The following is a 23,494-nucleotide window of genomic DNA, read 5'->3' as shown; positions in this document are numbered from 1 at the left end:
TAAAGTAAATTTATATGATTCCTCATTTAATAACCTGGGTTTTCTTCAATTCCATTAGCTCTTGCTTTAGAAGGAATTTGCTCTGCCTTTCTAGCATCATTAGCCTCAAGGGTTACATCTTTGGATACGTTTCCATTTGAATCGGTTAAAATAACATGGTAAACTTCTAAGCCTAATCGCTTAATATCAAACCATCTTAAACCTTCTCTTAAAAACTCTTTTCTTCTTTCTCCTATTACAAACTCAAGCATAGCTTCCTGATCTGTACCTCCGTAGTATGTAGCAATAGTAGATAATTGAAGTTGACCGCCATTATCATATCTTTGTGGAGCCATTACATTATAATCATTAAGCGCATCGTCTAGCCTATTTAACCTTACATAAGATTCCATTCTATTTAAAATCACTTCTTCACTTCGTAGCTCTGGCATGATAAAATATGGGAATCCAGTAGTTGATGTAGTGTATTCAAATAGTTCGGTATATTTAGGTTGTGCCCTTGCAGATGATGAACTAAAACCATAACGTAAATCGCGCTGATCGACAGTAGATCCTTGTGGTCTGTTTTGAACATAAATATCGACAAAAATATCGGTATTTGCTTGATAACCTCTTGTGTATCTGTTTACCATAACACTTTGCTTTCTTACAACCATTAAATTTGATGGGTCTGTTACATCGGTAAATTGATTGGCTATTGCTACTGATCCTGATCCTGTAAATACGGCATCCATATCTCTTATATAGGTAGTGCTAACAACACCGTTTCCAAGAATTTTATTGGAATATTCAATACACTTTTCATAATCTCCTTTGAACAAAAAATATCGGGATGCAAAGGCATAAGCAGCATTTTTGTTAAAATGATATTTGCCTGTACCTACATAATACTTATCTGAAATTAACGGTAATCCATCTAATAAATCTTTTTCAATAAGCTCGTAAGTTTGTTCAATTGTACCGCGATCATAAGATACTTGTAATTTTGTTTCAGGCTTAGTGATGTAAGGAATACCTAATTCACCTTTATTAGCTTCGCTATAATGCTGACAAAATACATTTGCTAACATAAAATGGTTATATGCCCTTGTTATTAAAGCTTCTCCAATTAATGCATTTCTAAAATCTTCATCACCGCCTTCAATTTCTTCAAGTGCTGCTAATGCTTGATTTGCGTGTGCAATGGCTTGATAATTATTATCCCATAAATAAGTTGGCGTATCTTGATCTTCTTCAGAAACTACTGGCCTGTAACTATAAAGTTCTGTAGACCAATCGAATTGTGTGTTTTCTTTTATATAAGTAGCGTTGTCTGATTTCCATTCTACAAAACTATAAATAGCTTCAGAGTAGGCCGATACTAATATTTCAGAAACATCATCTAATGTTTTTATAGTTTGCCTGTTATCTGGAACTTCATCTAAATAGGAATCACATGATATAAATGATCCGATTATTATTAATGTAAGTATAAATCTTTTTTTCATAGCATTAAAAATTAAAATTAAGGGTAAAAGTATACGTACTTGTTAAGGGTAACGAAACCCCACCGGATTGAAAAAACTCAGGATCTACACCATTTAATTTATCATCTGAATATATTAACCATAAATTATGAGCCGAAAAACTGATAGATCCAGACTTCATTTTTGTTTTATCAATGATACTTCTAGGTAAATTATAGCTTAATCTGATATTTTTCAGCCTAACAAAATCGCCATCGGCTACCCTAATATCACTTTTATTATATAAGTCATATGGATTTAATCCTTGACTTCTTAAAGCTTGTGTGGCCGTTTCTGTAAGTATGGAAGGAATGTTTGTAATGTTTTCATCTCCAGGCAACGACCATCTGTTTATCAAATCGCCGGATAATGAACTGAAATCGTCATACAATCTTGCAGAGCCGTCACTTAAACGCACATCATATACATCATCTAAACGGATTTTGTTTCCGCCTCTATATGCAAAACCAAAGTTCAAACTTAAGTTTTTATAGCTAACTGTGTTATTAAACCCTCCGAAGAATACTGGTTCTGTTGGTCCCTCATATTTTACATGTTTCAATACATCTTCTCTTTCTTGTAAATTAAGTGTTTGAATGATTTCACCATCTTCACCATAAAAAGTAGGAATTCCGTTAGAATCTAAACCTGCAAAAGGAATTGAGAATAATGCACCTGCTGCATATCCTACAAAATTCCCCCCGTTTCTACTTATAGCATCTCCAATACGGTCTCTTGCATCCCATTCTGTTATTTCACTTTTCGAATGGCTAAAATTAAAATTAGAAGTCCAATTGAAATTACTGGTTTCAATGTTGGTTGTTCTTAGGCTTACCTCGAAACCATCACGATCTAACTTTCCAATATTACCTAATTTAATTCCTTCTCCACCAACACCATTGGTTTCAACAAACCCGATAAGGTCTTCAGATTTTCTTTGGTAATACTCTAGTTCAATTCCTAAACGATTATTGAAAAACGCTGTTTCTAAACCTATATTCCATTCGTATAGTTTTTCAAAAGTTAATTCGGAATTTTCCAATTGATCTATCAACAATGCAATTTCTCTTTCGGTAGCTTCGGGTCTTAACGGTTCAACACCATAAACAATTAACCCTGCGCTTGCATCGTATGGATTAGAACCAGATAGTCCGTAAGTAGATTTCAATTTTAATAAATTCACCCACCTTGCATTATCCATAAATGATTCTTGATGAATGTTCCAAGCGCCACTTAAATTCCATGTAGGCAAATAACGAGCAGCTTTAGAGTTGCCTGTTCTATTATCGCCAAAATAGGTATAGGTTCCGTTTATTATGTATCTGCTATCATAAGAATAAGCAGCAGTAGTAAAAGCTCCCCAAGCTCTATTTCTAGTTTCTTCAACCCTGAAATAATCTTCCCCCCTGCTGTCCAAAAATCTAATAAAATTAGGATCGCTAATTATTAAACCTCCTTTATCAAATAAATACCCCCATCCATCAGTGAACTCTTCCGTTCTATTACTAGATCGAATTTCTTGCCCTAATAATAAATCTACTTGATGTAAATCATTAAATGTACGTGAGTAATTAAGAGAATTTCTCATGAACAAATTATCTAATGAATTGTTTGTTGTTTTTCTGAAACCTCCATTTGGTAATACAGAATAAGGTTCTAGCTCTGGAGCATCTGGGTCATCAAATAAAAATATGTTACTATTTCTAAGCAATGGGTTATCTGCTCTGTATGCTGCTGCATTATTGGAATTTTCATGAATTGTTTGCACTGCCGAACTTCTGTATCTACGTGCCTGCAATACGGTATTGAATGTTAAATCTTTATTTATTTTCCAGTCTAAATTGGTTTGAAGAGACAAATCAATTAAGTCTAAATCAACAAAATTGTTTTGTACTTCATGTAAAATATTAAATGGCGCCCAGTTTCTTCTATAGTACTGAAGGTCTCCATTTTCATCATAAGGCGTCATGCTTCTACTAGAATAAAGAGCAAAATTAAATGGGTTGATATCGAAGTTTCTTTCGTAAACACCAGAAAGTGCATCAAACTCTCTATCTTGGGATGCAGCAATTCTTTGGTCTCTCACATTCCCCGTTAATTTGAAACCTAATACAAAATTATCTGATAAATTAAAATCAGCATTTAAATTGGTTGTATAGTTTTCTACATTATCGGCTATAGATTGTCCTTCATCTTTTAATGAGCTTACCGATGCCCTGTACCTAGCTTTATCTGTACCCGAACTGATACTAAAAGTATTAGTATAAACAAAGGAGTCTTTGAACAAAACATCAAACCAATCTGTATTTGCGTTAGAATAGCGTTGTAAATAATTGTAGTTTGGTGTTCCACCAGGGCCCCATGCTAATTCGTTATTTGTTATTTTATAAAACATGTCAGAAAAAACACCATGGTTTCTTGCTGTGTTTGAGTTTGCGATATCTATCCAGCCTTTTTCGTACAATTCTTGGTAAATACTCATTTCATCTCCTGAACTTAGGATATTGAATTGATTGTAGCTAGGTTTATTTCTAGTGGTTAAACTTGTTGTGAAATTAATAGAAGGCTTACCTGTTTTTCCTCTTTTGGTTGTAATAACAATTACACCATTTAAAGCTCTAGCTCCATATTGTGCTGTTGCCGATGCATCTTTTAAAACCGTAAAGGTTTCTACATCATCAGGACCAATACCAGCAGTGGAAGAGCTAAGTATTGTTTCAAGGTTACCTGTAGTAATGTCTTGATTTGATAATTCAACAGCATCTTCTAAAACAACACCATCAATTACCCATAATGGCTTATTTGCACCATTAATAGAAGCATTACCTCTAATTCTGATTACTGGCGCTGTACCAAAAGTACCCGATGCGTTTTCAATTTCAACACCAGCTACTTGACCTTGTAGGCCTCTACTAATATCGGCAACACCTTCCAGTCTAATATCGCTTGCGTTAAGTGTAGATGCAGAACCTGTAAATAATTTTCTGTCAATTTTCTGGTAACCAGTTACCACTACAGTATCTAAACCTTCTAAATCCTCTGCTAAAACAACATTAACGGTTGTTTTAGAACCTACGGGAACTAATTGGGTTTTCATACCAATAAAACTAATTTTCAATACGCTATTTTCAGCAGCTGTAATTGAATAGTTTCCATCAAAATCGGACACCACGCCCCTATTAGTGCCCTCTACAATAACAGTGGCACTGCTTAGTGGTATGCCATCAGCATCCGTAATTTTTCCAGTAATTTTTTTGTCTTGGGCATAAGAGAGTTGTATTGATAATGCCATAAAAAGCATTAACAAACCCGTCAACTTTTTTTTCATACAATAAATATTTGAGTTAGTCAATTACAAACATGCTAATATTATCTTAAAAAAACAAAAAATAACTCTTAAAAAATTTAACAAAATCTATAAAACATTTTAATTTATTGAAATAACCTTAAAAATAAGAGGTGTTTTACATATAATTATTAGTGATTTCTTCTTAAAAATAAATTTTTAATAATTATGTTTTGTGTAGTTCACATAAGAGCATGCTAAAATTATTCTCATTAATAAAAATGATAAAATAAAATTATAGATTTGACAATATTATTAGCCTTATGTTATTAAAAAACCATTCAAAATTAGCTTTGGAATGCGGCACAGACGAGGCAGGACGTGGGTGTTTGGCGGGTCCGGTTACTGCTGCTGCGGTTATATTACCCCTAACTTTTGAAAATTCACTCTTAAACGATTCAAAACAATTAAGCGAGCACAAAAGAGATTTACTTAAACCCATTATAGAACTTGAAGCCTTAAATTTTGGTGTTTCGCATGTATTTCAAGAAGAAATTGACCAAATAAATATTTTAAATGCTTCCATTTTGGCCATGCACCAATCTATTTCCCAATTAATCACGCAACCCGAATTTATAATTGTTGATGGCAACAGGTTTAAACCTTATGGTACTATTCCTTTTGAAACCATTATAAAAGGTGACGGCAAATATTTAAGTATTGCTGCTGCATCCGTTTTAGCAAAGACATATAGAGATGCTTATATGAACACCATTCATGAAGAATTCCCTATGTACAATTGGAAACAAAACAAGGGTTACCCAACTAAAGAGCATCGAGAAGCCATTCGTAAATACGGCGTAACTAAATACCATCGAAAATCGTTTCGGTTATTGCCCGAACAATTGAAATTAGATATTTAACTCATTACATTGCTATATTTTTACACGCTATAAATTGAAAAATATGTAGGTTTGTATAAATTAATTCATTTTATGAGACTCCTTGGTTTTACCCTCTTATTATTTGTTGTTTTTAGTTGTTCCAACGTTGAAAAAAACAGGACCAATCTTATTGATTTTGTTCCAAATAATGCATCTATCATTATAAAAACATCGAATCTTGAAGATTTAAAGAGCAGTATCAAAAACAGTGATTTTCTGAATAAATTCTCAAAAACATCTGCTTTTAAAAATTTAGAGACCAAGCTTGAAAACTTAAAACTTTTGAAACCAAATGGTGAATTGCTTATTTGTTTTTCAAATGATGGTAACGATAGTTTACAATATTCCATCATCACCAAATTTACGCCTCAACTATTTAAAAGAGATTCTATTAAAAATTATATTGAAGAATCATTAACATACGAAAACCAAACGTTAACAAAATCTACATTCAACAATAATACATTCTACAGTACTATAATAGATAGTACTTTTTTTGCAGCTTCATCAAAAGACGTTATCAATACTGTTTTAGCCAATTCCAGTATGAACGATGAATTGACGAAAATTTACAATTCTACAAGTAACGATAAAACATTTTCTATTATTATAAATGCTAATTCACCTTTTATAAAATCGTTTTTTATTGAAGAATCTTTAAAACTAAGCACTTTCACCAATTATATAGCTATTGATGTAGATTTGAAACAAGATTACATTTATATAAATGGTATTACAAAAGCGACCGATTCCACCAAAATTTTAAATAATGTTTTTAGAAATACCATTCCGCAGGAAAATCAAATTCAAAATATAACACCTTTTGATAGTGATGGTTTTATGAGTTTCACTTTTAAAAATTTCAAAACTATTGAAGGCAATTTAAAAGCGCTTAACAAGATAGACTCTACTTCTGTTAGCGTGCCTATTTTTGATAATATTATTGAAGTTGGTGTTATATATCAAAATGAAAATCGTGCTATTGTATTAAATTCCATCGATTTTATTTCAACAGAAGATGCCCTTATTGGCGAACAAACTATTGTTGATAATTATAGAGGCATAGACATATACAGTTTGAGTAAACCAGAATTGTTTGTTAATACGTTTTCACCTTTAATCAAGAACATAAACACAGATAAATACTGTATTCTAGACAACTTTTTCGTGTTTTCTAATCATACAGATTTGTTACAAAGCATCATTGCCAACTACCAAAACAAAACCACATTTGGTGAATTGGATACTTTTAAGAAAGCGAAAGAACAGCTAAGTAACGCTTCGTCTTTACTACTAATTGCTAACAGTAAATCTTTAAAGTCTGTTTTAATTGAAAATTTTAAAGACGATCTAGATGACACTTTTGGCAACTATAGCACTTCTGCATTACAGTTTATTTACGATTCTAACTTTGCCCATTTAAACGCCATCATACAAAAAAGTAAAACGATAGCAATTCAAAACTCGGTTTCTGAAGAATTAAACATCAAACTGGCTTCAGACATTCTAACAAAACCTCAATTTGTAACCAATCATTTAACGAAAGAAAAAGAAATTGTTGTTCAAGATGTTAAAAATAACCTTTATTTAATTTCCAATAAAGGCAAAATTCTTTGGAAAAAACAATTGGAAGGCGCTGTTTTAGGCACTATTGAACAGATTGATATTTATAAAAACGGCCGCTTACAATTAGCTTTTGCAACTCCAAACCGTGTGTATGTTATAGATAGGGATGGTAAAGATGTAGCTCCTTTTCCAGGTAAATTTAATGATGAAATTACACAACCTTTATCGGTTTTCGACTATGACAAAAATAAAGATTACCGCCTATTGGTTACACAAGGAAAAAACATTTTGATGTACAATAAAAACCTTCAAACGGTTGGTGGTTTCAATTTTAAATCGGCTAAAGATGCTATTTTAAGTCAGCCAAAACATTTTAGAATAAGCCGTAAAGACTACATAGTTTTTAAAACCCAAAACACCATTCATATAATTGATAGAGTTGGGAACAAAAGAGTTTCACCAAAAATATCGGGTAACCTCTCTAATCAACCCATTTTTTTGTACAATGACAAATTTACTACCACAACCTCCAACGGACAATTAATTTCTGTAGATACCAGAGGTGGTATTTCTTTAGAAAATTTAAACCTTTCTGAAAAACATAATTTAGAAGCTTCAAGTAAAACATTGGTAACGCTTAGCGAAAACAAACTAAACATAAAAAGTAATGAGGTAGAATTGGATTTTGGTACATATACTAGACCCGAACTATTTTACATAAAAGATAAAATTTACGTTGCTATTACCGATTTGCAAACCCAAAAAGTGTATCTGTATGATAGTCTAGGAAACCTATTGCCATATTTCCCTTTATATGGAAATTCGGAAATAACGCTAGACAATATTAATAAGGATAACAGCTTAGAATTTGTAACCAAAGGCGAAAACAATTCAATATTGCTTTACCGCATTAATTAAACCTTAATATATTCCATTTATAATATCATATTCTAAAGAATTTTTATATAACCTTTTCTATATGAAAAAGTAATTTTATCTTTAGGGCTGCTATTATTCAATAATTATCCATGAAGATCAATACATCATTCCATCCGTTATTTTGCTTTTTGGTTTTTTTAATCAGTTTTAGTGTTACCAGCCAAAATGCTTGTAGCACTTATTATCCATTTAAAGAAGGTACTAAATTTCAAATTACAAACTTTGATAAAAAAGGCAAAAAAGAAAGTGTTGCAGATCACCAAATTTTAAGTATAACAAACAACGTTGCAACAATAAGCACAAAAGTTTCTGATGAAAAAAACAAAGAAATAGCCACTAGCACTTTTGAAGTAACTTGTAGTGGAGAAGGCATTTCAATAGATTTTAAATCTTTAATGAATCCGGAATTGCTTAAACAATACAAAGACATGGAAATAGACATGACTGGCACTAATATTATATTTCCAAACAAACTAAATGTTGGTGAAAGATTGCCCGATGCTAGTTTAAACATGTCCATTAATATGGGGGGCTTGAAAATGAACATGAATATTGACATGATAAATAGAAGCGTTAATGCACAAGGAAGTATTACCACCTCTGCAGGAACTTTTAATTGTTTCGCTTTAAGTTATGATACAGAAATGAAAATGGGCATTAAACAAACCTTTACAATAAAAGAATGGATTGCAGAAGGCGTTGGTACTGTAAAAACCGAAACCTATAACAAAGGAGGAAAACTTATGGCTTACTCTGAACTTACCAGTATTACAAAATAATTAAAATATAACGATAACCAAATCGAAAGTCCTCGAATCTGAGAACGTCAAAGTGTTATGCTTTGGCGTTCTTTTTTTATGGGTTTTTCTTTTGAAATTAGTACTATTGTACTATTAAAAAACAAACCATGATTTCAAGAAAAAACGCTTCCATTTCAAAGTTCATTATTCATAAAGTTGGTAATAAATTTAATGATACCAAAAATGCTTTTTCAGAAAAGTTAGTAGATTTTGATGAAGCCAGTTACGATCTCATGCTGCCTTTTTTATTAAGACCTTTCGGAAGCGTGGTTCAAAGCTACAGGTTTAACCATCATGCTAATATTTCACTAAACGAAATTAATAGCTATAGTGCACAAATTTTTAGTGACGAAGAAACTTTTATAGACGTATCAAAACACATTGTTACGCATTTATTTGAACAATCAACTTCTGCACAAATAAAAACGGGTGATGTATTAGTCGTTATGTTTGAAGGCATCGAATTTAATGAAATTACCACCAACGCACTCGGCATTTTTAAAATTGAAAGTAAAGTCAATTTCTTTCAAACCTATTTAGAAAACAATAGTTATGATGTATTGGTTCAAAAAGGAATTTCATCTAAAAAAGTAGATAAAGGCTGCATCATTTTAAACCAAACAGATACCGAAGGCAATATTATTTTAAGCGTAGATAATAATAGTTATGATGCTCAATATTGGCTAAACCAATTTTTAAACATTAAGTATGCCGATGATGCCAATAACCACACACAACAATATATAGAGTTATGTAAAGATTTCTCGACCGAAATTTTAAAAACAACCTACGGTGCCCAAGAACAGAATACGTTTTTAGCAAAAACAATCGATTTTTTTAAGGAAAATGAAGTAGTAAATGTAGAACGTTTTAAAGACGAACTTTTTGAAGAAGACAAACACCGAAACTTATTTGACGATTATAAAAGAACATTTGAAGACGAAAAAAACCTAGTACTTAGAAATCAATTTGACGTTGCCGAAAGTGTTGTAAATAAAGAAAAGAAAAAGTTTAAAACCGATATAAAACTAGATACCAACATACAAATAAAACTAGATATTGATGCACCAGACGCTTCTGCCGAATATCTAGAACGTGGGTATGATGATGAAAAGAAAATGCATTTTTATAAGGTATTTTTTAATGTGGAGAATTAATAATTATATGTTTTCATTTTGTAAGAAAAAAGAGAAACTAACCTTTTAAGCAGTCTCGGATACAATGTTCTAATTGGATGGCAATTCTGATTTAGAAATTACAAATGAACGTTTTTAATGTTTTGTTTCTAAAATCAAAGCTTCTCCCTAAACTTGATAAAACCAAAAACTTCAATAATATTTTCAGTTTCTTTTATTCTATAAACTATAGTATAGCCTTTAAAAGTTAAATCTCTTATAGTTGAATCTTCAAAATAAATGGACTTTTTATTACCATAAGGCAAATCGGCAATATTGGAAATAGCTTTTATTATATCTACTTTAAATTTTCTAGCAGCTTCAGGTTTATCTTTGGCAATATATTCAACTTGATCTGCAAGTATTAAAGAAAAACTCTTTAAAATTTTAATTTTCATACTTTAAAATACGTTCTTCCATAACAGCATCTAATTCTTCAAGTGATAAAAATTCGGCATCTCCAGAATCTATAGATTTCAATTCGTTATTGAGGTATTCAATAACAGAAGACTCCGAATCATCAATAATCTTTAAATCTTCAGATTTAAATTGACTAAGCAACCACAGTAGTTTGGTGTATATCTTTCTGCTTACTTGCAATTTTATCGTTTCCATAACATAGTATGTTTATTCAAATTTACAAAAATACAATGAATGCTTTTTAAACCAGAACCAAAATTTAATTATCATAAACACTTTACAATATATTGTTGGATTAGCCCAAGTATTTAGAATGTGATTATGAAAAGAAAATACATTTTTACAAAGTATTTTTTAATGTGGAGAATTAGTTAGATTTAATCTAAATTTATTTCCACCCTATTTTTAAGTTTTTATAAAGAATACAACCTAAATGTTTTATTCTTAACTTTGGGTATGGGAGATAAAAATAACGACAACAAATTCAATTACGAAGCTGAACTATCCAAACTTCACACAGACCTCGTTCATCTTCAAGAATGGGTAAAAAAAGAAGGCTTAAAAGTGGTGATTGTTTTTGAAGGACGCGATGCATCTGGTAAAGGTGGTACCATTAAACGATTTACCGAACCCCTAAACCCACGTGTTTGCAAAGTTGTTGCACTTGGTGTACCCACCGAAAAAGAAAAAACACAATGGTACTTTCAACGCTATGTTTACCACCTGCCAGCCGCTGGTGAAATTATTCTTTTCGATAGAAGTTGGTATAATAGAGCCGGTGTAGAAAAAGTAATGGGTTTTTGTACCGACCAGGAATATAGAGAGTTTTTACGTTCCTGCCCAGAGTTTGAACGTATGCTCGTACGGTCTGGAATTATATTATTAAAATATTGGTTTTCGGTGAGTGATGAAGAACAGGAAAAACGTTTCAAGAACAGAATTTCCAATCCATTAAAGCGATGGAAATTTAGCCCTATGGATATAAAATCGCGCTCCAAATGGTTAGAATACTCTAAAGCCAAAGATGATATGTTTGCCTTTACCGACACCAAACAAGTGCCGTGGTACGTTGTAAAATCGGATGATAAAAAAAGGGCCAGATTAAATTGTATTAGTCATGTTTTAAGCCAAATTCCGCACGAAAAAATGGATATTAAGCCCATAAAACTTCCAGAATTACCAGATTATAAAGACTATGTACGCCCACCTATGGATTACCAAACCTTTGTTCCTGAAAAGTATTAAATAATTTTAGGTATTTTAAAAAAAGCTGGATTTTACAAGCAATAAATATAATTTCGATTTATACCAAAAAAAAATCACTAGAACAGAACTTTATATTTGTATTGAGCAAATCAACATGAAACTTAGTGTGAATAAACTCGCTTTGAGGCCTTAGTAACTTTCACTTAACTTCGTTTTCTATATTTTTTCCCTGAAATATTTCTACATATAATCACGCAACCTTTAATGACTTTTTGCATCTTTGGATGAATACAACCCATAAATAATTTATTTTTCAAACGAAAAACAATAAAGACTACATTTAAATAAAAAAAACATATGAAAACATATTATTCACCTTTAGTTAAAGTATTCTTCTTTATAATATTAGTAAGTTGTAATAATAAGAACACAAAAACAACAGTAAATCATCCGGAAATAGCTCAAAACAGTGTTGTTAGTAGTAAAATATCAAGTGAAAGTACTATTACTGTTAATGGGCAAATCTACAATTTGGAAACAGATCCATGTGTTCTTCAAGATAATAATGACCACAAATTACTCACATTTAAAGGAAAAAACGATGATATGGACTATAACCTATCCATTACCTTAGGGACAACAACTCCAACTTTTGAAAATGGAAATTATATACTCTCTTATGATGAAAACCAAGTAAATTTTCTTGTTTTAGTATTTTATACGGAAGATGGTGCTTACGCAAATACGACCAGCACTCCAGTTGTTTATACAAAAAACGGGAATAGCAGTACTGTATCATGTAACAATATAAGTTTAGAACATAATTTACAAGAATCACCAAACATGACCATTAGCTTCAAATTAACCTGTAACATGGAATAAATTACATTCTTAAGCAAGTATTAAGTTAGGGCACGTTAAATTTTCAATTGCTTTCTTTTAAATAAAAACAATCAATTTAAACACATGAAAAAAATCACCTTGTTATTAACTTTAGTCTTTATTATTTTTTCTTGTTGTAAAAAAGATAATGATGTTACAAACACCTGTAACGTTTCTAATCCTGTTGAAGATTTAACTTGGTTAAAAGAACAGATTCAAGAACTAGAAAATACATCTTCATACGAATCTAAAGAAACTTACATTTTGCAAACTAAACATGATGGCAATAGTCTTTTTATTTTAGGCAACTGCTGTGCCGCATGTAACAGTGTTTCAACAGTTTATAATTGTGAAGGTGAAATGATTGGATATATTGGCGATGATACTTTTAATTTCAATTTGATTGAAAATAGCACCATAATTTGGAAAGCAGAAAATTCTATTTGTTTTTAAAAAACTCAGCTTCAAAAAGTGCACTAAAGTGTTTCAGTAACTTTTCCTTAACCTCATTTTCATCCACTGTTTTTTGAGCCAGTTCAACATTTAAAGATGTTACGGCTTTCCCACGAATGCCGCAAGGTATCATCAAATCGAAATAACCCAAATTGGCATTTACGTTCAATGCAAAACCATGCATGGTTACCCATCTGCTTGCACGCACGCCCATAGCGCAAATTTTTCTAGCAAATGGTGTCCCAACATCTAGCCAAACGCCTGTTTCCCCTGGACTTCTTTCAGCTTTTAAGCCATATTCATCAAGGGTTAGAATAATCATTTCTTCTAAAAAACGAAGGTATTTATGGATGTCTGTAAAAAAATTATCTAAATCTAAAATGGGATAACCCACAATTTGACCAGGGCCATGATACGTGATATCGCCACCTCGATTAACTTTATAAAACGATGCGTTTTTAGCTTTTAGTTGCGCTTCATCAACCAATAAGTTCGAAATATCGCCACTTTTTCCCAACGTATAAACATGCGGATGCTCTACAAACAGAAAGTAGTTTTTTGTTTCAAAATTACTATTGTCTTTTCTATTTTTAATTTTAGCGTCAACAATAGTTTTAAAAAGTTGTTCTTGGTAATCCCAAGTTTCTTTGTAATCTTTTAAACCTAAATCTTGTATTTCAATCGTTTTATTCAAAATATTAATCTTCTAAAATAACTTCCAAATTTAAAGCTTCAGGGTTCGATACGTAATCCATAAAGCCATATTCTACGGTAACCGTTTTTCTATCATCACTAAATAGAGCGGTTTCATTTGATACTGACTTAATACGCTTTGGAAAATGATAATTTAGTTTATAAGTTGAAGAACCAAACATCATGGCCATTTGCCCTAAACTATCGGTTACTTGTTTGTAGGCCTCTTTGTCTGTTATTTTGGCAGTACGTTTAAATGTTTTTCCATTGTATTCATAGTTTAGTTCCGTACTTTCATCACCACCAAATGAAGAAAATGGGCTGTTTGCAGTGTTTGCTTTTTCTTTTCCTTTTAAATCACCAAAGCTTTTCATGGCTTTAAACATATCTTGAAGTTCACTTACTTCTTTAAAATCTGTAAACATATCAAATTTCATCTGTGAAGTTTTAGGATCCATGAGCATATGCATGCTAAAAGGCTCTAAACTTTTTAATTTTTGCTGCTCTTCGGCTGGTAAATCAGCAATACTATCTCGCATGGTGTGAAATAATTCTTTAAAGCTAAAAGTAGAATCGATGGCTTTTTCTTGTTTATCACTTAATTTATCACCTGCCATTTGCATAAGCTGTGTACCATCAAACGAAAACTCCATTTTGCCTGAACCATCGTCATTGATATAAATATTTTCAGAAAATTGACAACTATTCAACACCACTGAAATAGCCAAAACAACAAAGGCATAAAACCTATTCATATTTTTATTTTTACAAATTACCGCACAAATATAGGGTTAATTTTTGGGATTATTCAAGATTACCAAGGCTGCAATAACACCCGGCACCCAGCCACAAACCCACAATAGGAAGACAATAAAAATAGAGCCACAGCCTTTATCGATAACGGCTAATGGCGGACAAATAATAGACAGTATAACTCTCCAGAAACTCATGATTTGATTTATTTAATTGATGATTACTAACATGACGTTTTTTATCAGCTTTTGTTACACTTACTTTTAAAATAATAGTGCTAAATTTAAAATAAAATATAGTAGTTTAGTGGCATGAGAACCAACTTGTTTTTATTGTTTTTGGTATTGACGGCCTTTTCTGCAAAAGCACAATACCGTTTTACTGGCCATGTGGATAATACCCAATGGCATAACAATGTTTACCTCTCAATTATTGAAGATTACCGAAAAATATCGGGTGTTTATACAGAACAAATTATTGCCAAAACCAATACCGGTAGCTTAGGGTACTTTAAATTTACAGGCAATCAACTTGAAAATGAAAATAGAATTTACAGAATTCATGTGGATAATTGTTTTGATGATTCATTAAACAGAAATCACTTTGATGGGCATTGTGACGATAGTAAAGAAGTTATTTTTATAGCTAAAAACACCGATTCTATTGAGTTTCCGTTTACGTTTGATAAACAAATGTTTTGCGACATCAATTCCAGTAATGAAAAATCGACCGTTTTTGTTAAAGTTGATTCGATAAGAGAAGAAATGAAATTTGCCTTTAGTGAATACCGAAGTGAAGCCAACCGTAAACTAAACAACAAAAAATGGTTTAAGACATTACAGGATTTTGGTGAAAAATTGGACGAACCTATTGCAGAACTTTATATTTATTCATTTTTGTCTGATAGAACAAATGACCTGCATGAGCATTATTTGGAAGACCTAAAAAGTAATTCCTATTATGATAATTTACTTCTCAGATTAACCAAACAATACCCAAATTCTCCTTACACCAAACAATATAAAGCAGAATTGACTTCAGATGAATTCATAATCAACCAAAATACAAGCTCCAGTTTTAATTGGAATTATGTAGTTTATCCGCTTTTAGTTTTGTCTTTAATTGGCAATTTTTGGTTTTGGCTTTCGCGAAAAAAACATCAAACCAAAACAATTAAAGAAGCCAAGGAACAACTTACCAAACAGGAACAAAATATTTTGAATCTTTTATTGGAGGAAAAGTCGAATAAAGAAATAGCCGACGCGCTTTTTGTTAGTTTAAGTACTGTAAAAACACATGTAAACAACATTTACAAAAAAATGAACGTGCAATCTAGAGACGATATTAAATCACTGTTTAATAGCTAATTATAAAAATTCAACCTAGGTACTAGTACCAATTTCAACCCTCATTTTTATAAAGTTATGAATCGATTTTATGATGTTTGCGGCATTATTAATTTAAAAACCCAAACATTATGAATTTTTCAATGAACACAATTCAAACAACTAAATCTAAATTATTATTAATTTTTTGCCTATTTGTCTACGCTACAAATTTCTCTCAGGAAGTTGCAACGAATGCAAATGCAGGCGTTTTATCCTTTAAAACCGATGAAATAGATTATGGAAGCATTCAACAAAATGCCGATGGCGAACGTACCTTTACATTTACCAATACGGGTAAATCACCTATTGTCATCTCTAATGTAACCACATCTTGTGGCTGTACCGTACCATCATATTCAAGAGAGGCTATTCTACCTGGAAAATCTAGCGACATTAAAGTAAAATATGCGACTAACAGAATTGGTGCTTTCAAAAAAACAATCACCGTAATTTCTAATGCTTCAGAAACCAATAAAGTATTACGCATCAAAGGCGTGGTTTTAACTCCAGAAGTAACTGTTAAATAACTTCTAGGTTGGCTTTTTTCCTAATAAAAAAATCTATCAAAAAGTTGTATGCTAATTTTTTGAAAATAATGTAATTTTGCAGGCGTTGTCGCAAAAGACAGCATTCAAAATAAATTAGCATGCAGCTTTCAGAACAAGAATTAGTTAGAAGAGAAAAATTAGCAAAATTACGCGAATTAGGTGTTAACCCCTATCCCGCAGATTTATACCCTGTAACACACACTTCCAAACACATTAAAGACCAATTTGAAGTTGGAAAAAAAGTGGTAATTGCCGGAAGGTTAATGATGATAAAGGTACAAGGAAAAGCCAGTTTTGCCGATTTACAAGATGCTGACGGAAAAATACAAGTATATTTTAACCGTGATGAAATTTGCCCCGGAGACGATAAAGTAAAATACAACGAAGTTTTCAAAAAACTGTTGGATTTTGGCGATTTTGTGGGCGTTGAAGGCGAATTGTTCACCACTCAAGTGGGCGAAAAAAGTGTTCGTGTTAAAGATTTCACCTTGTTAAGTAAAGCTTTAAAACCATTACCGCTTCCAAAAGAAAAAGACGGTGTGGTATTTGACGCTTTTACCGATCCCGAACAACGTTATAGACAGCGTTATGCCGATTTAGTAGTAAATCCGCAAGTGAAAAACGTATTTGTTAAGCGTACAAAACTATTCAATGCCATGCGTCAGTTTTTTAATGACGCTGGATATTTCGAGGTTGAAACTCCCGTTTTACAACCTATTCCAGGTGGTGCTGCGGCGCGTCCATTCACAACGCATCATAATGCTCTAGATATTCCTTTATACATGCGAATTGCCAACGAGCTGTATTTAAAACGCTTAATTGTTGGTGGTTTTGATGGTGTTTATGAGTTTTCTAAAAATTTTAGAAATGAAGGGATGGACCGTACCCACAATCCAGAGTTTACCGCTATGGAAATTTATGTAGCTTACAAAGACTATAACTGGATGATGGATTTCTGCGAACGTTTGCTAGAATATTGTGCTATAGCTGTAAATGGCACCACTAAAGCAACCTTTGGGAAACACGAAATAGACTTTAAAGCACCCTATGCCAGGGTTACTATGGCAGATTCCATAAAACAATTTACAGGTTTTGATATTTCTGGAAAAACCGAAGACGAAATTAGAACTGCAGCAAAAAGCATGGGCGTTGAAGTAGATGACACCATGGGCAAAGGCAAATTGATTGATGAAATTTTTGGCGAAAAATGTGAAGGCAATTATATACAGCCAACTTACATTACAGACTACCCAAAAGAGATGAGCCCATTGTGTAAAGAACACAGAGAAAACCCTGAATTAACGGAGCGTTTCGAGTTAATGGTTTGTGGTAAGGAAATCGCTAATGCTTATTCCGAATTAAATGACCCAATTGATCAACGTGAGCGTTTTGAACACCAAATGGAACTTGCCAAAAAAGGCGATGATGAAGCTACGGGTACTATAGATTACGATTTTTTACGTGCTTTAGAATACGGTATGCCTCCAACATCGGGTATGGGAATAGGTATGGATAGACTAATTATGTTTTTAACTAATAATCAAAGTATTCAAGAAGTTTTGTTCTTTCCGCAAATGCGTCCAGAGAAAAAAACGGTTGAATTAAGCGATTCTGAAAAAGCTATATTCGAAATATTAAAAATTCAAAAAAGCATGTCTTTAAACGACTTAAAATCGCAATCTGGTTTAAGCAACAAAGCTTGGGATAAAGGCATTAAAGGTTTAACAAAACACAAGTTAGCAAACGTTACCAAAACGGATGATGATTTAGTTGTTGAACTGGTTTAGCATATAGCTTTCCATAAAACCATACATTTAAAAAAAGAATCACTATCATGTGGTTCTTTTCTCATTTAAAAAACAACGTACTAAAAAGTTCCAAAAGCATTAAACCAATAGAAATTAAACAAGTCTAAAGCAAAATAAAAGATTAAAAAACTTTAGCTTAACCTAATTTTTTTACAAGTTTTTGTAATTATCTTTAGAGTTTTTAAAATATTATAATTAGTAATCAATGTTCAAAAAAATAATTGTTTATTGTTTTGTACTCACACTTTTTTCTTTTAGTGTTCTTAATAATTTTAGGGAGTTAGTTATAAAAAAACTAAATGAATACACCGAAAATTATCCAGAAAAAATATATGTACAAACCGACAAACCTTATTATACCATGGGTGATGCTATTTGGTTTTCAGCCTATTTGGTAAATGGTACTGACCACAAAAAGTCCGACAAAAGCAATATCATTTATGTAGAACTTATAAATGATAAAGATTCAATTGTATCACAAAAAAAACTTTACACAAACAATATAAGTGCTGCTGGAGATTTTGAAATAAAAAAGGAGTGGAAACCTGGCAACTATTTATTAAGAGCTTATACAAACTACATGAGGAACGGCAGTTCTGATTATTTTTTCAAAAAGGAAATTACTATTTGGAGTTTTAAAACCGATGAAGTTTTAAAAAACACAAACTCAGAATCATCTAGTAACATCGAAATTTCCGAAGTAACAGAACGTCCTGAAATTGATTTTTATCCAGAAAGCGGCTATTTAATAAACGGCATACCTTCTAAAGTTGCCATTAAAGTTAAAGACAAACTAAACAGAAACATTTCTATTGAAGGCGAAATCAAAGATTCTGATGATGTTATAATTACCACTTTCAAAACCTATGAATTTGGGTTAAGCCTTTTAAATATAGTGCCCAAATTAAACAAAACCTATTATGCCAGTGTATTTATAAACAATAAGGAAATTAAATATCCACTACCCAAAGCTTTACCCCAAGGCTATAGTTTAAACATGAAAAATAATGGTAGCGAAATTATTTTAAAAGCCTTAGGTAATAGCCCCATCGGTTTAAAAAATTCATTTTTAGTGGCACATCAAAGAGGCAAAATAGTTTATGAGAAATTGGAAACCGAAGCTGTTAATGAGTATGCAGTTAAATTAAACACGTCCCAATTACTTGATGGCGTTACCAGCTTTACTTTATTCGACAATAGTGGAAAACCTGTTTGTGAACGGTTGGTGTTTATTGAGAATTCCAATAATAAAATAGATGTAAACATTACTAAAGATAAAAACTCATATAAAATAAGGGAAAAAGTTACTTTACAAATTGACCTTAAAGATATAATTGGTAATCCTATTTCTGGAAATTTATCCATGTCCATTACCGATTTAGATATTGTAGAGAAAAATTCAAGGAATGAGAACATAAAAACCTACTTGCTACTTAATTCAGATTTAAGAGGCTATATTGAAAACCCTGGATATTTCTTTGAAAAAGAAAACGACCCCAAGCGTCGTTACTTATTGGATTTAATAATGCTTACAAACGGTTGGAACCGATTTATTTGGAATGATATTTTATATAATTCACACCAAAAGAATGACCAGTTTAAAATAGAAAAAGGACTTTATATTGCTGGACAAACCCAAGCTTTAAAAGAAAAAGGCCAAGGCATTACAGCCACAACAAGACTTACATTTCTTGATGCTACACCAAGTCAGGAAATAAAACAATCCAGCATAAATGGAATTTTCAATTTTGGCCCTTATGTTTTTTATGATTCTATTCCAACACTTATAGAAGCGCGTGTTAAAGATTTTAAAAGCGATGCCCCAAAAAATAGAGATATAAATATTTTATTACGAAACAACAATTATCTTAGTCCGCTAAGATCCCATAACAATGTTTTAAAACAAAACAAGTTTGATAAAACTGTTCTCACAAACTTCATTAAACAATCGCAAAGAGTTTTTGAAATGGATGCTGAATATTTAAAAGGTGCTCAAAAATTAGATGAGATATTGATAACCGCTAAGTTAAAAACAAAAGAAGAAAAACGCGAGGAAGAGCTTGATGACAGAACATCTTATGGAGGTTTTCAAACACATAGATTAGATATAAACGACATTACCGGAGCAGAATCTTTAAGTGTTTTTGATTTACTAAGGCGACTACCAGGATTATCCATTATTAACGACTCCATATCTATTAGAAATGGTGGTACACCACGCATCATTTTAGATGGATTTCCCGTAGAAATGGATGATATTTCTTTTTTAAGAGGATCCGACATTGAATTTATTGATATTTTAGCTGGAGTTTCCGCTTCTGCTTTTAGTAGGGGCGGAAATGGCGTGGTTGCCATATACACAAAACTAGGAAATGGCAACATTAAAAATATAAAACGCCAACCAGGAATTATAGACTTTTATTATCCAGGGTTTTATACTGCTAAAGAATTTTATTCGCCCGATTATGCTGATAGTTTTAACGATAATTCAAAACAAGATATTAGAACAACGCTCTATTGGAATCCAAAAATAACGCTTAGCAACGCTAATCATAAAGCAGAAATTTCTTTTTTCACAAGCGATACCAGAAGTAAATACGCTATAGAAATTGAAGGTTTAACTGAAGACGGAGTTCCAATACATCACTTAACTACTCTACAGGTTGATTAAGCATCTATTTTTTCAATAAACAAAAACAAAAAGCCCAGTAACCAAAATTACTGGGCTTTTACAAACTAACCAACTAAACTTAATTTATTACTAAACTAATAACTACTATGTAATTATTATATGTTTCCAATAAATAACTATACAAATTGAAGCATTTTGTTCCATGTAATAAAACTATTTAGAAATGTTTAACACATTAAATTAATATTTTAAATTTTATTTAAGATAAAACGTGTTAATTGTTAATTTTTTAAGAAATAAATAGCCATTCTATAACATAAAAAAGCAATTAAAAACGCCCTAAAAAGCTTAACTTCGTAAGTCTTAAAAATTTCTATATTTTTACAAAATGCTAAAAAATATTGCGGTTCTAATTACTTGCTGCTTCGGTTTTATTTTAACGGCCCAAGAGCAAGACAGTTTATCTTTTAAAAATGGCATTGAAAAACCTAGCATTTTAAGCACCCATCATTTTGGTATTTTTAGCTCTCGCATTAATAGCAACTTTAAATTAGCCCCTAATAAAAACCCTTCTTTAACATTTACATCAGTAAGTGGCAACAACTTTCACCCTTTTGTTGAAACTTATATACCAAAAGACCCCGAAGTAAGAAAAGAACAAAGTAAATTACTATGGTATCATAGAAATTTTCATTTTGAAAATCAAGAAACCACTCCTGCAGATTACATGAACATCGTTATAGATGCTATAATTAAAGAATTTAGATTTGGCATCAATATACCTTTAAATAAAAAAAACGAACTCGATATAACCTTACGTTCTTATTTAATCACCAAAGGAAAATATCCTTTTTCTCTTTTTACTGGCGACGAAAGTATTGAATGGTTTCACAGTAATATTATGGGTGGTGAAGACCCTTATGGAAGACGTTACTACGGATTAAATCAAGTGAATTTTAAATATCAAGATAGAAACGGAAATACACTCGAATTAAACAATAATGATTTCTTTTTGGGAGGCATCGAACTTAACCACCATTACTACCCATCTTTTTCAATAAATAAAACTAAAAATATATACATCAATTTTGGAAGTCATTTAGGAATTAATACTTCTAAATTTAATTCATCTATAGATTTTGGTCTTTCAGCAAATGCTATTAAGAAAATAGAAATAAAAAACAATTATGAATTTAATGCTGGGCTAGGGTTGAATGTACTTCGAAAAAATATCATTAATTTTAAAGAAGTCATTGATTTAGGAAACAATCGGTATTTAGGTACTTTAGATGCAGATTTTGAAATAGCCAAATTCACGAAACGAAAAAATTACAATGCCTTTAGTGTTAACTATCAAATTCAATCTAGTTACAACCAACGAGAAGAATCCGATTATTACAGAATGATTGGTAAATGGGAAGAAATAAATGGCGGTTGGCAACATGGTTTTGAAACCTTATACAAAAATTTATCATTCTGGACATTTATGTACACCTACGGACGCCCAAACTTAACCTTGTCTGTATATTTTATAGAAGATTTTCGGGTAAACAATGCGCCCGATTTTCAAACAGGCATTAGTTTAAAACTGCCTATCTTTAAATAACACTTCTTGTTGGGCGTTATCACAAGGGTCGGGCTTTTCGCTATATCTTTTTACGTCATTGCGAAGAAAATTTCTAATTTTCTGTGGCAATCTCTTAACTCGTAATGATGCCTATTTGCAATGGTAAAAAGGATGCCACTTCAAATGCGGAGCATTCACGATTTCAATTTTTAAAATAGAGATGTATGAGTAATCCCTAACCGCAAGTCAACAAAGTGCACTATATAAGTAGAGAGGGCACCCCATTTTTACAAGGCCCATTACATACGGTATAGACAAGAATACAGCCCACAAACTATTTTTGTTGCCCCAAAGCAAACGATCCGCCTCCATTTTCCGCGCCCAACCCACCCAAGTTGCATCACCAAAACCCCGTCACCATCACCCAAAACCCAAGACCCTCCACCCAAGACCCAAAAACTTTAGTACGTAACTTGTTGAAAACCATCCCATAAAACAAAAAGAAAAAAAAAGGCAAAAAAAAGTGCAGAAAAGCCATTGCGGAACGGGAAAAGGGTGCTATGTTTGCAGCCGCTTAAAACGGCAATAGTTGTTGATGGCGAAGGTTCATAGACAAGTTGGGGTATTGGTTTAAAAGGCTTAAAAAGAGCCTCAAAAAATAAATCAAAAAAAATATCAAAAAACTGTTGCGGGATAAAAAAAAGCATCGTAGGTTTGCAGCCGCTAAAAAGGGCAGTGCCCTGGGGAGCGGAGTTCACAGACAGGTTTGGGATATCAGGATTTAGGGTTTGAAAAAAAAAACTTTTAAAAAAAATATCAAAACTATTGTGGGTTAAAAAAAAGGGTTTTATATTTGCACCCGCTTAGCAAGGAAACGAGCTGGGACAAGAAAGAAACAAGTTCATAAACATATTGAATTGACAGCGTAA

20 protein-coding genes are annotated in these 23,494 nt (G+C 32.0%); 12 read left to right on the top strand and 8 right to left on the bottom strand.

From position 1 onward, the window contains the following. Positions 1 to 26: 26 nt before the first annotated feature. On the bottom strand, positions 27 to 1,487 hold the full coding sequence (locus EV196_RS00100) for a RagB/SusD family nutrient uptake outer membrane protein (protein ID WP_132213667.1): 1,461 nt from the start codon (positions 1,485 to 1,487) through the stop codon (positions 27 to 29). A 4-nt stretch (positions 1,488 to 1,491) separates the two neighbouring features. Then, complete coding sequence (locus EV196_RS00095; RefSeq protein ID WP_132213665.1) at positions 1,492 to 4,833, bottom strand: SusC/RagA family TonB-linked outer membrane protein; 3,342 nt, start codon at positions 4,831 to 4,833, stop codon at positions 1,492 to 1,494. 281 nt (positions 4,834 to 5,114) lie between these two features. Between EV196_RS00095 and EV196_RS00090 the strand changes: the two genes are divergently transcribed. The 4 genes from EV196_RS00090 (at position 5,115) to EV196_RS00075 (ending at position 10,197) form a co-directional block, all read left to right on the top strand. Beyond that, positions 5,115 to 5,714 carry a ribonuclease HII gene (locus EV196_RS00090; RefSeq protein ID WP_132213663.1) on the top strand — a complete coding sequence of 200 codons (600 nt, stop codon included), beginning with the start codon at positions 5,115 to 5,117 and terminating at the stop codon, positions 5,712 to 5,714. 72 nt (positions 5,715 to 5,786) lie between these two features. Continuing rightward, a complete protein-coding gene (locus EV196_RS00085) occupies positions 5,787 to 8,219 on the top strand; it encodes a ribonuclease HII (RefSeq protein WP_132213661.1) in 2,433 nt (810 codons plus the stop codon). A gap of 110 nt (positions 8,220 to 8,329) precedes the next feature. After that, the gene (locus tag EV196_RS00080; protein WP_132213659.1) at positions 8,330 to 9,019 is read left to right on the top strand and encodes a TapB family protein; all 690 of its coding nucleotides are present in this window, start codon (positions 8,330 to 8,332) and stop codon (positions 9,017 to 9,019) included. Positions 9,020 to 9,147: 128 nt separating this feature from the next. Beyond that, complete coding sequence (locus EV196_RS00075) at positions 9,148 to 10,197, top strand: nucleoid-associated protein (RefSeq protein ID WP_132213657.1); 1,050 nt, start codon at positions 9,148 to 9,150, stop codon at positions 10,195 to 10,197. A gap of 134 nt (positions 10,198 to 10,331) precedes the next feature. On the opposite strand, the gene EV196_RS00070 is transcribed toward EV196_RS00075, so the two are convergent. Beyond that, positions 10,332 to 10,613 carry a type II toxin-antitoxin system RelE/ParE family toxin gene (locus EV196_RS00070; protein ID WP_132213655.1) on the bottom strand — a complete coding sequence of 94 codons (282 nt, stop codon included), beginning with the start codon at positions 10,611 to 10,613 and terminating at the stop codon, positions 10,332 to 10,334. Next, entirely contained in the window at positions 10,603 to 10,830 is a 228-nt protein-coding gene (locus EV196_RS00065; RefSeq protein WP_132213653.1) for a tRNA pseudouridine synthase A, read from the bottom strand. Before EV196_RS00065 ends, EV196_RS00070 begins: the two co-directional genes overlap by 11 nt. Before the next feature lie 261 nt (positions 10,831 to 11,091). On the opposite strand from EV196_RS00065, the gene ppk2 reads away from it, so the two are divergent. The 3 genes from ppk2 (at position 11,092) to EV196_RS00050 (ending at position 13,176) form a co-directional block, all read left to right on the top strand. Next, positions 11,092 to 11,880 (top strand): polyphosphate kinase 2, encoded by a 789-nt coding sequence (gene ppk2 / locus EV196_RS00060; RefSeq protein WP_132213651.1) that lies wholly within the window; start codon positions 11,092 to 11,094, stop codon positions 11,878 to 11,880. 318 nt (positions 11,881 to 12,198) lie between these two features. Beyond that, the gene (locus tag EV196_RS00055; RefSeq protein ID WP_132213649.1) at positions 12,199 to 12,723 is read left to right on the top strand and encodes a hypothetical protein; all 525 of its coding nucleotides are present in this window, start codon (positions 12,199 to 12,201) and stop codon (positions 12,721 to 12,723) included. Between the two features lie 84 nt (positions 12,724 to 12,807). Then, positions 12,808 to 13,176, top strand: coding sequence for a hypothetical protein (locus EV196_RS00050; RefSeq protein ID WP_132213647.1), 369 nt, complete (start codon positions 12,808 to 12,810; stop codon positions 13,174 to 13,176). Here EV196_RS00050 and lipB read toward each other — a convergent pair. Genes lipB through EV196_RS00035 form a run of 3 tightly spaced genes read right to left on the bottom strand, consistent with a single transcriptional unit; the run spans position 13,163 to position 14,819 of the window. Next, positions 13,163 to 13,870, bottom strand: a complete 708-nt coding sequence (gene lipB / locus EV196_RS00045) for a lipoyl(octanoyl) transferase LipB (RefSeq protein WP_132213645.1) — start codon at positions 13,868 to 13,870, stop codon at positions 13,163 to 13,165. The genes EV196_RS00050 and lipB overlap by 14 nt on opposite strands. A gap of 4 nt (positions 13,871 to 13,874) precedes the next feature. Then, positions 13,875 to 14,624 carry a ubiquitin family protein gene (locus EV196_RS00040; RefSeq protein WP_132213643.1) on the bottom strand — a complete coding sequence of 250 codons (750 nt, stop codon included), beginning with the start codon at positions 14,622 to 14,624 and terminating at the stop codon, positions 13,875 to 13,877. Between the two features lie 36 nt (positions 14,625 to 14,660). Next, positions 14,661 to 14,819: a YqaE/Pmp3 family membrane protein gene (locus EV196_RS00035; protein WP_132213641.1), complete on the bottom strand. Its 159-nt coding sequence runs from the start codon at positions 14,817 to 14,819 to the stop codon at positions 14,661 to 14,663. Between the two features lie 114 nt (positions 14,820 to 14,933). Between EV196_RS00035 and EV196_RS00030 the strand changes: the two genes are divergently transcribed. The 5 genes from EV196_RS00030 to EV196_RS00010 all read left to right on the top strand — a co-directional run bounded on the left by EV196_RS00030 (position 14,934) and on the right by EV196_RS00010 (position 22,604). Further along, positions 14,934 to 15,989, top strand: a complete 1,056-nt coding sequence (locus tag EV196_RS00030) for a helix-turn-helix domain-containing protein (protein ID WP_132213639.1) — start codon at positions 14,934 to 14,936, stop codon at positions 15,987 to 15,989. A 122-nt stretch (positions 15,990 to 16,111) separates the two neighbouring features. Beyond that, a complete protein-coding gene (locus EV196_RS00025) occupies positions 16,112 to 16,537 on the top strand; it encodes a DUF1573 domain-containing protein (RefSeq protein ID WP_132213637.1) in 426 nt (141 codons plus the stop codon). 119 nt (positions 16,538 to 16,656) lie between these two features. After that, positions 16,657 to 18,345, top strand: a complete 1,689-nt coding sequence (gene lysS, locus EV196_RS00020) for a lysine--tRNA ligase (RefSeq protein WP_132213635.1) — start codon at positions 16,657 to 16,659, stop codon at positions 18,343 to 18,345. 226 nt (positions 18,346 to 18,571) lie between these two features. Further along, entirely contained in the window at positions 18,572 to 21,037 is a 2,466-nt protein-coding gene (locus tag EV196_RS00015; RefSeq protein ID WP_132213633.1) for a hypothetical protein, read from the top strand. Between the two features lie 349 nt (positions 21,038 to 21,386). Then, positions 21,387 to 22,604, top strand: coding sequence for a porin family protein (locus tag EV196_RS00010; protein ID WP_132213631.1), 1,218 nt, complete (start codon positions 21,387 to 21,389; stop codon positions 22,602 to 22,604). A 422-nt stretch (positions 22,605 to 23,026) separates the two neighbouring features. Here the strand turns inward: EV196_RS00010 and EV196_RS20020 are convergent, their stop codons facing one another. After that, positions 23,027 to 23,323 carry a hypothetical protein gene (locus EV196_RS20020; RefSeq protein ID WP_132213629.1) on the bottom strand — a complete coding sequence of 99 codons (297 nt, stop codon included), beginning with the start codon at positions 23,321 to 23,323 and terminating at the stop codon, positions 23,027 to 23,029. Positions 23,324 to 23,494: the final 171 nt, after the last annotated feature.

Source organism: Mariniflexile fucanivorans (assembly GCF_004341235.1).
GTDB classification, from domain to species: domain Bacteria; phylum Bacteroidota; class Bacteroidia; order Flavobacteriales; family Flavobacteriaceae; genus Mariniflexile; species Mariniflexile fucanivorans.
This window is presented reverse-complemented; position numbering and strand designations above follow the sequence as displayed.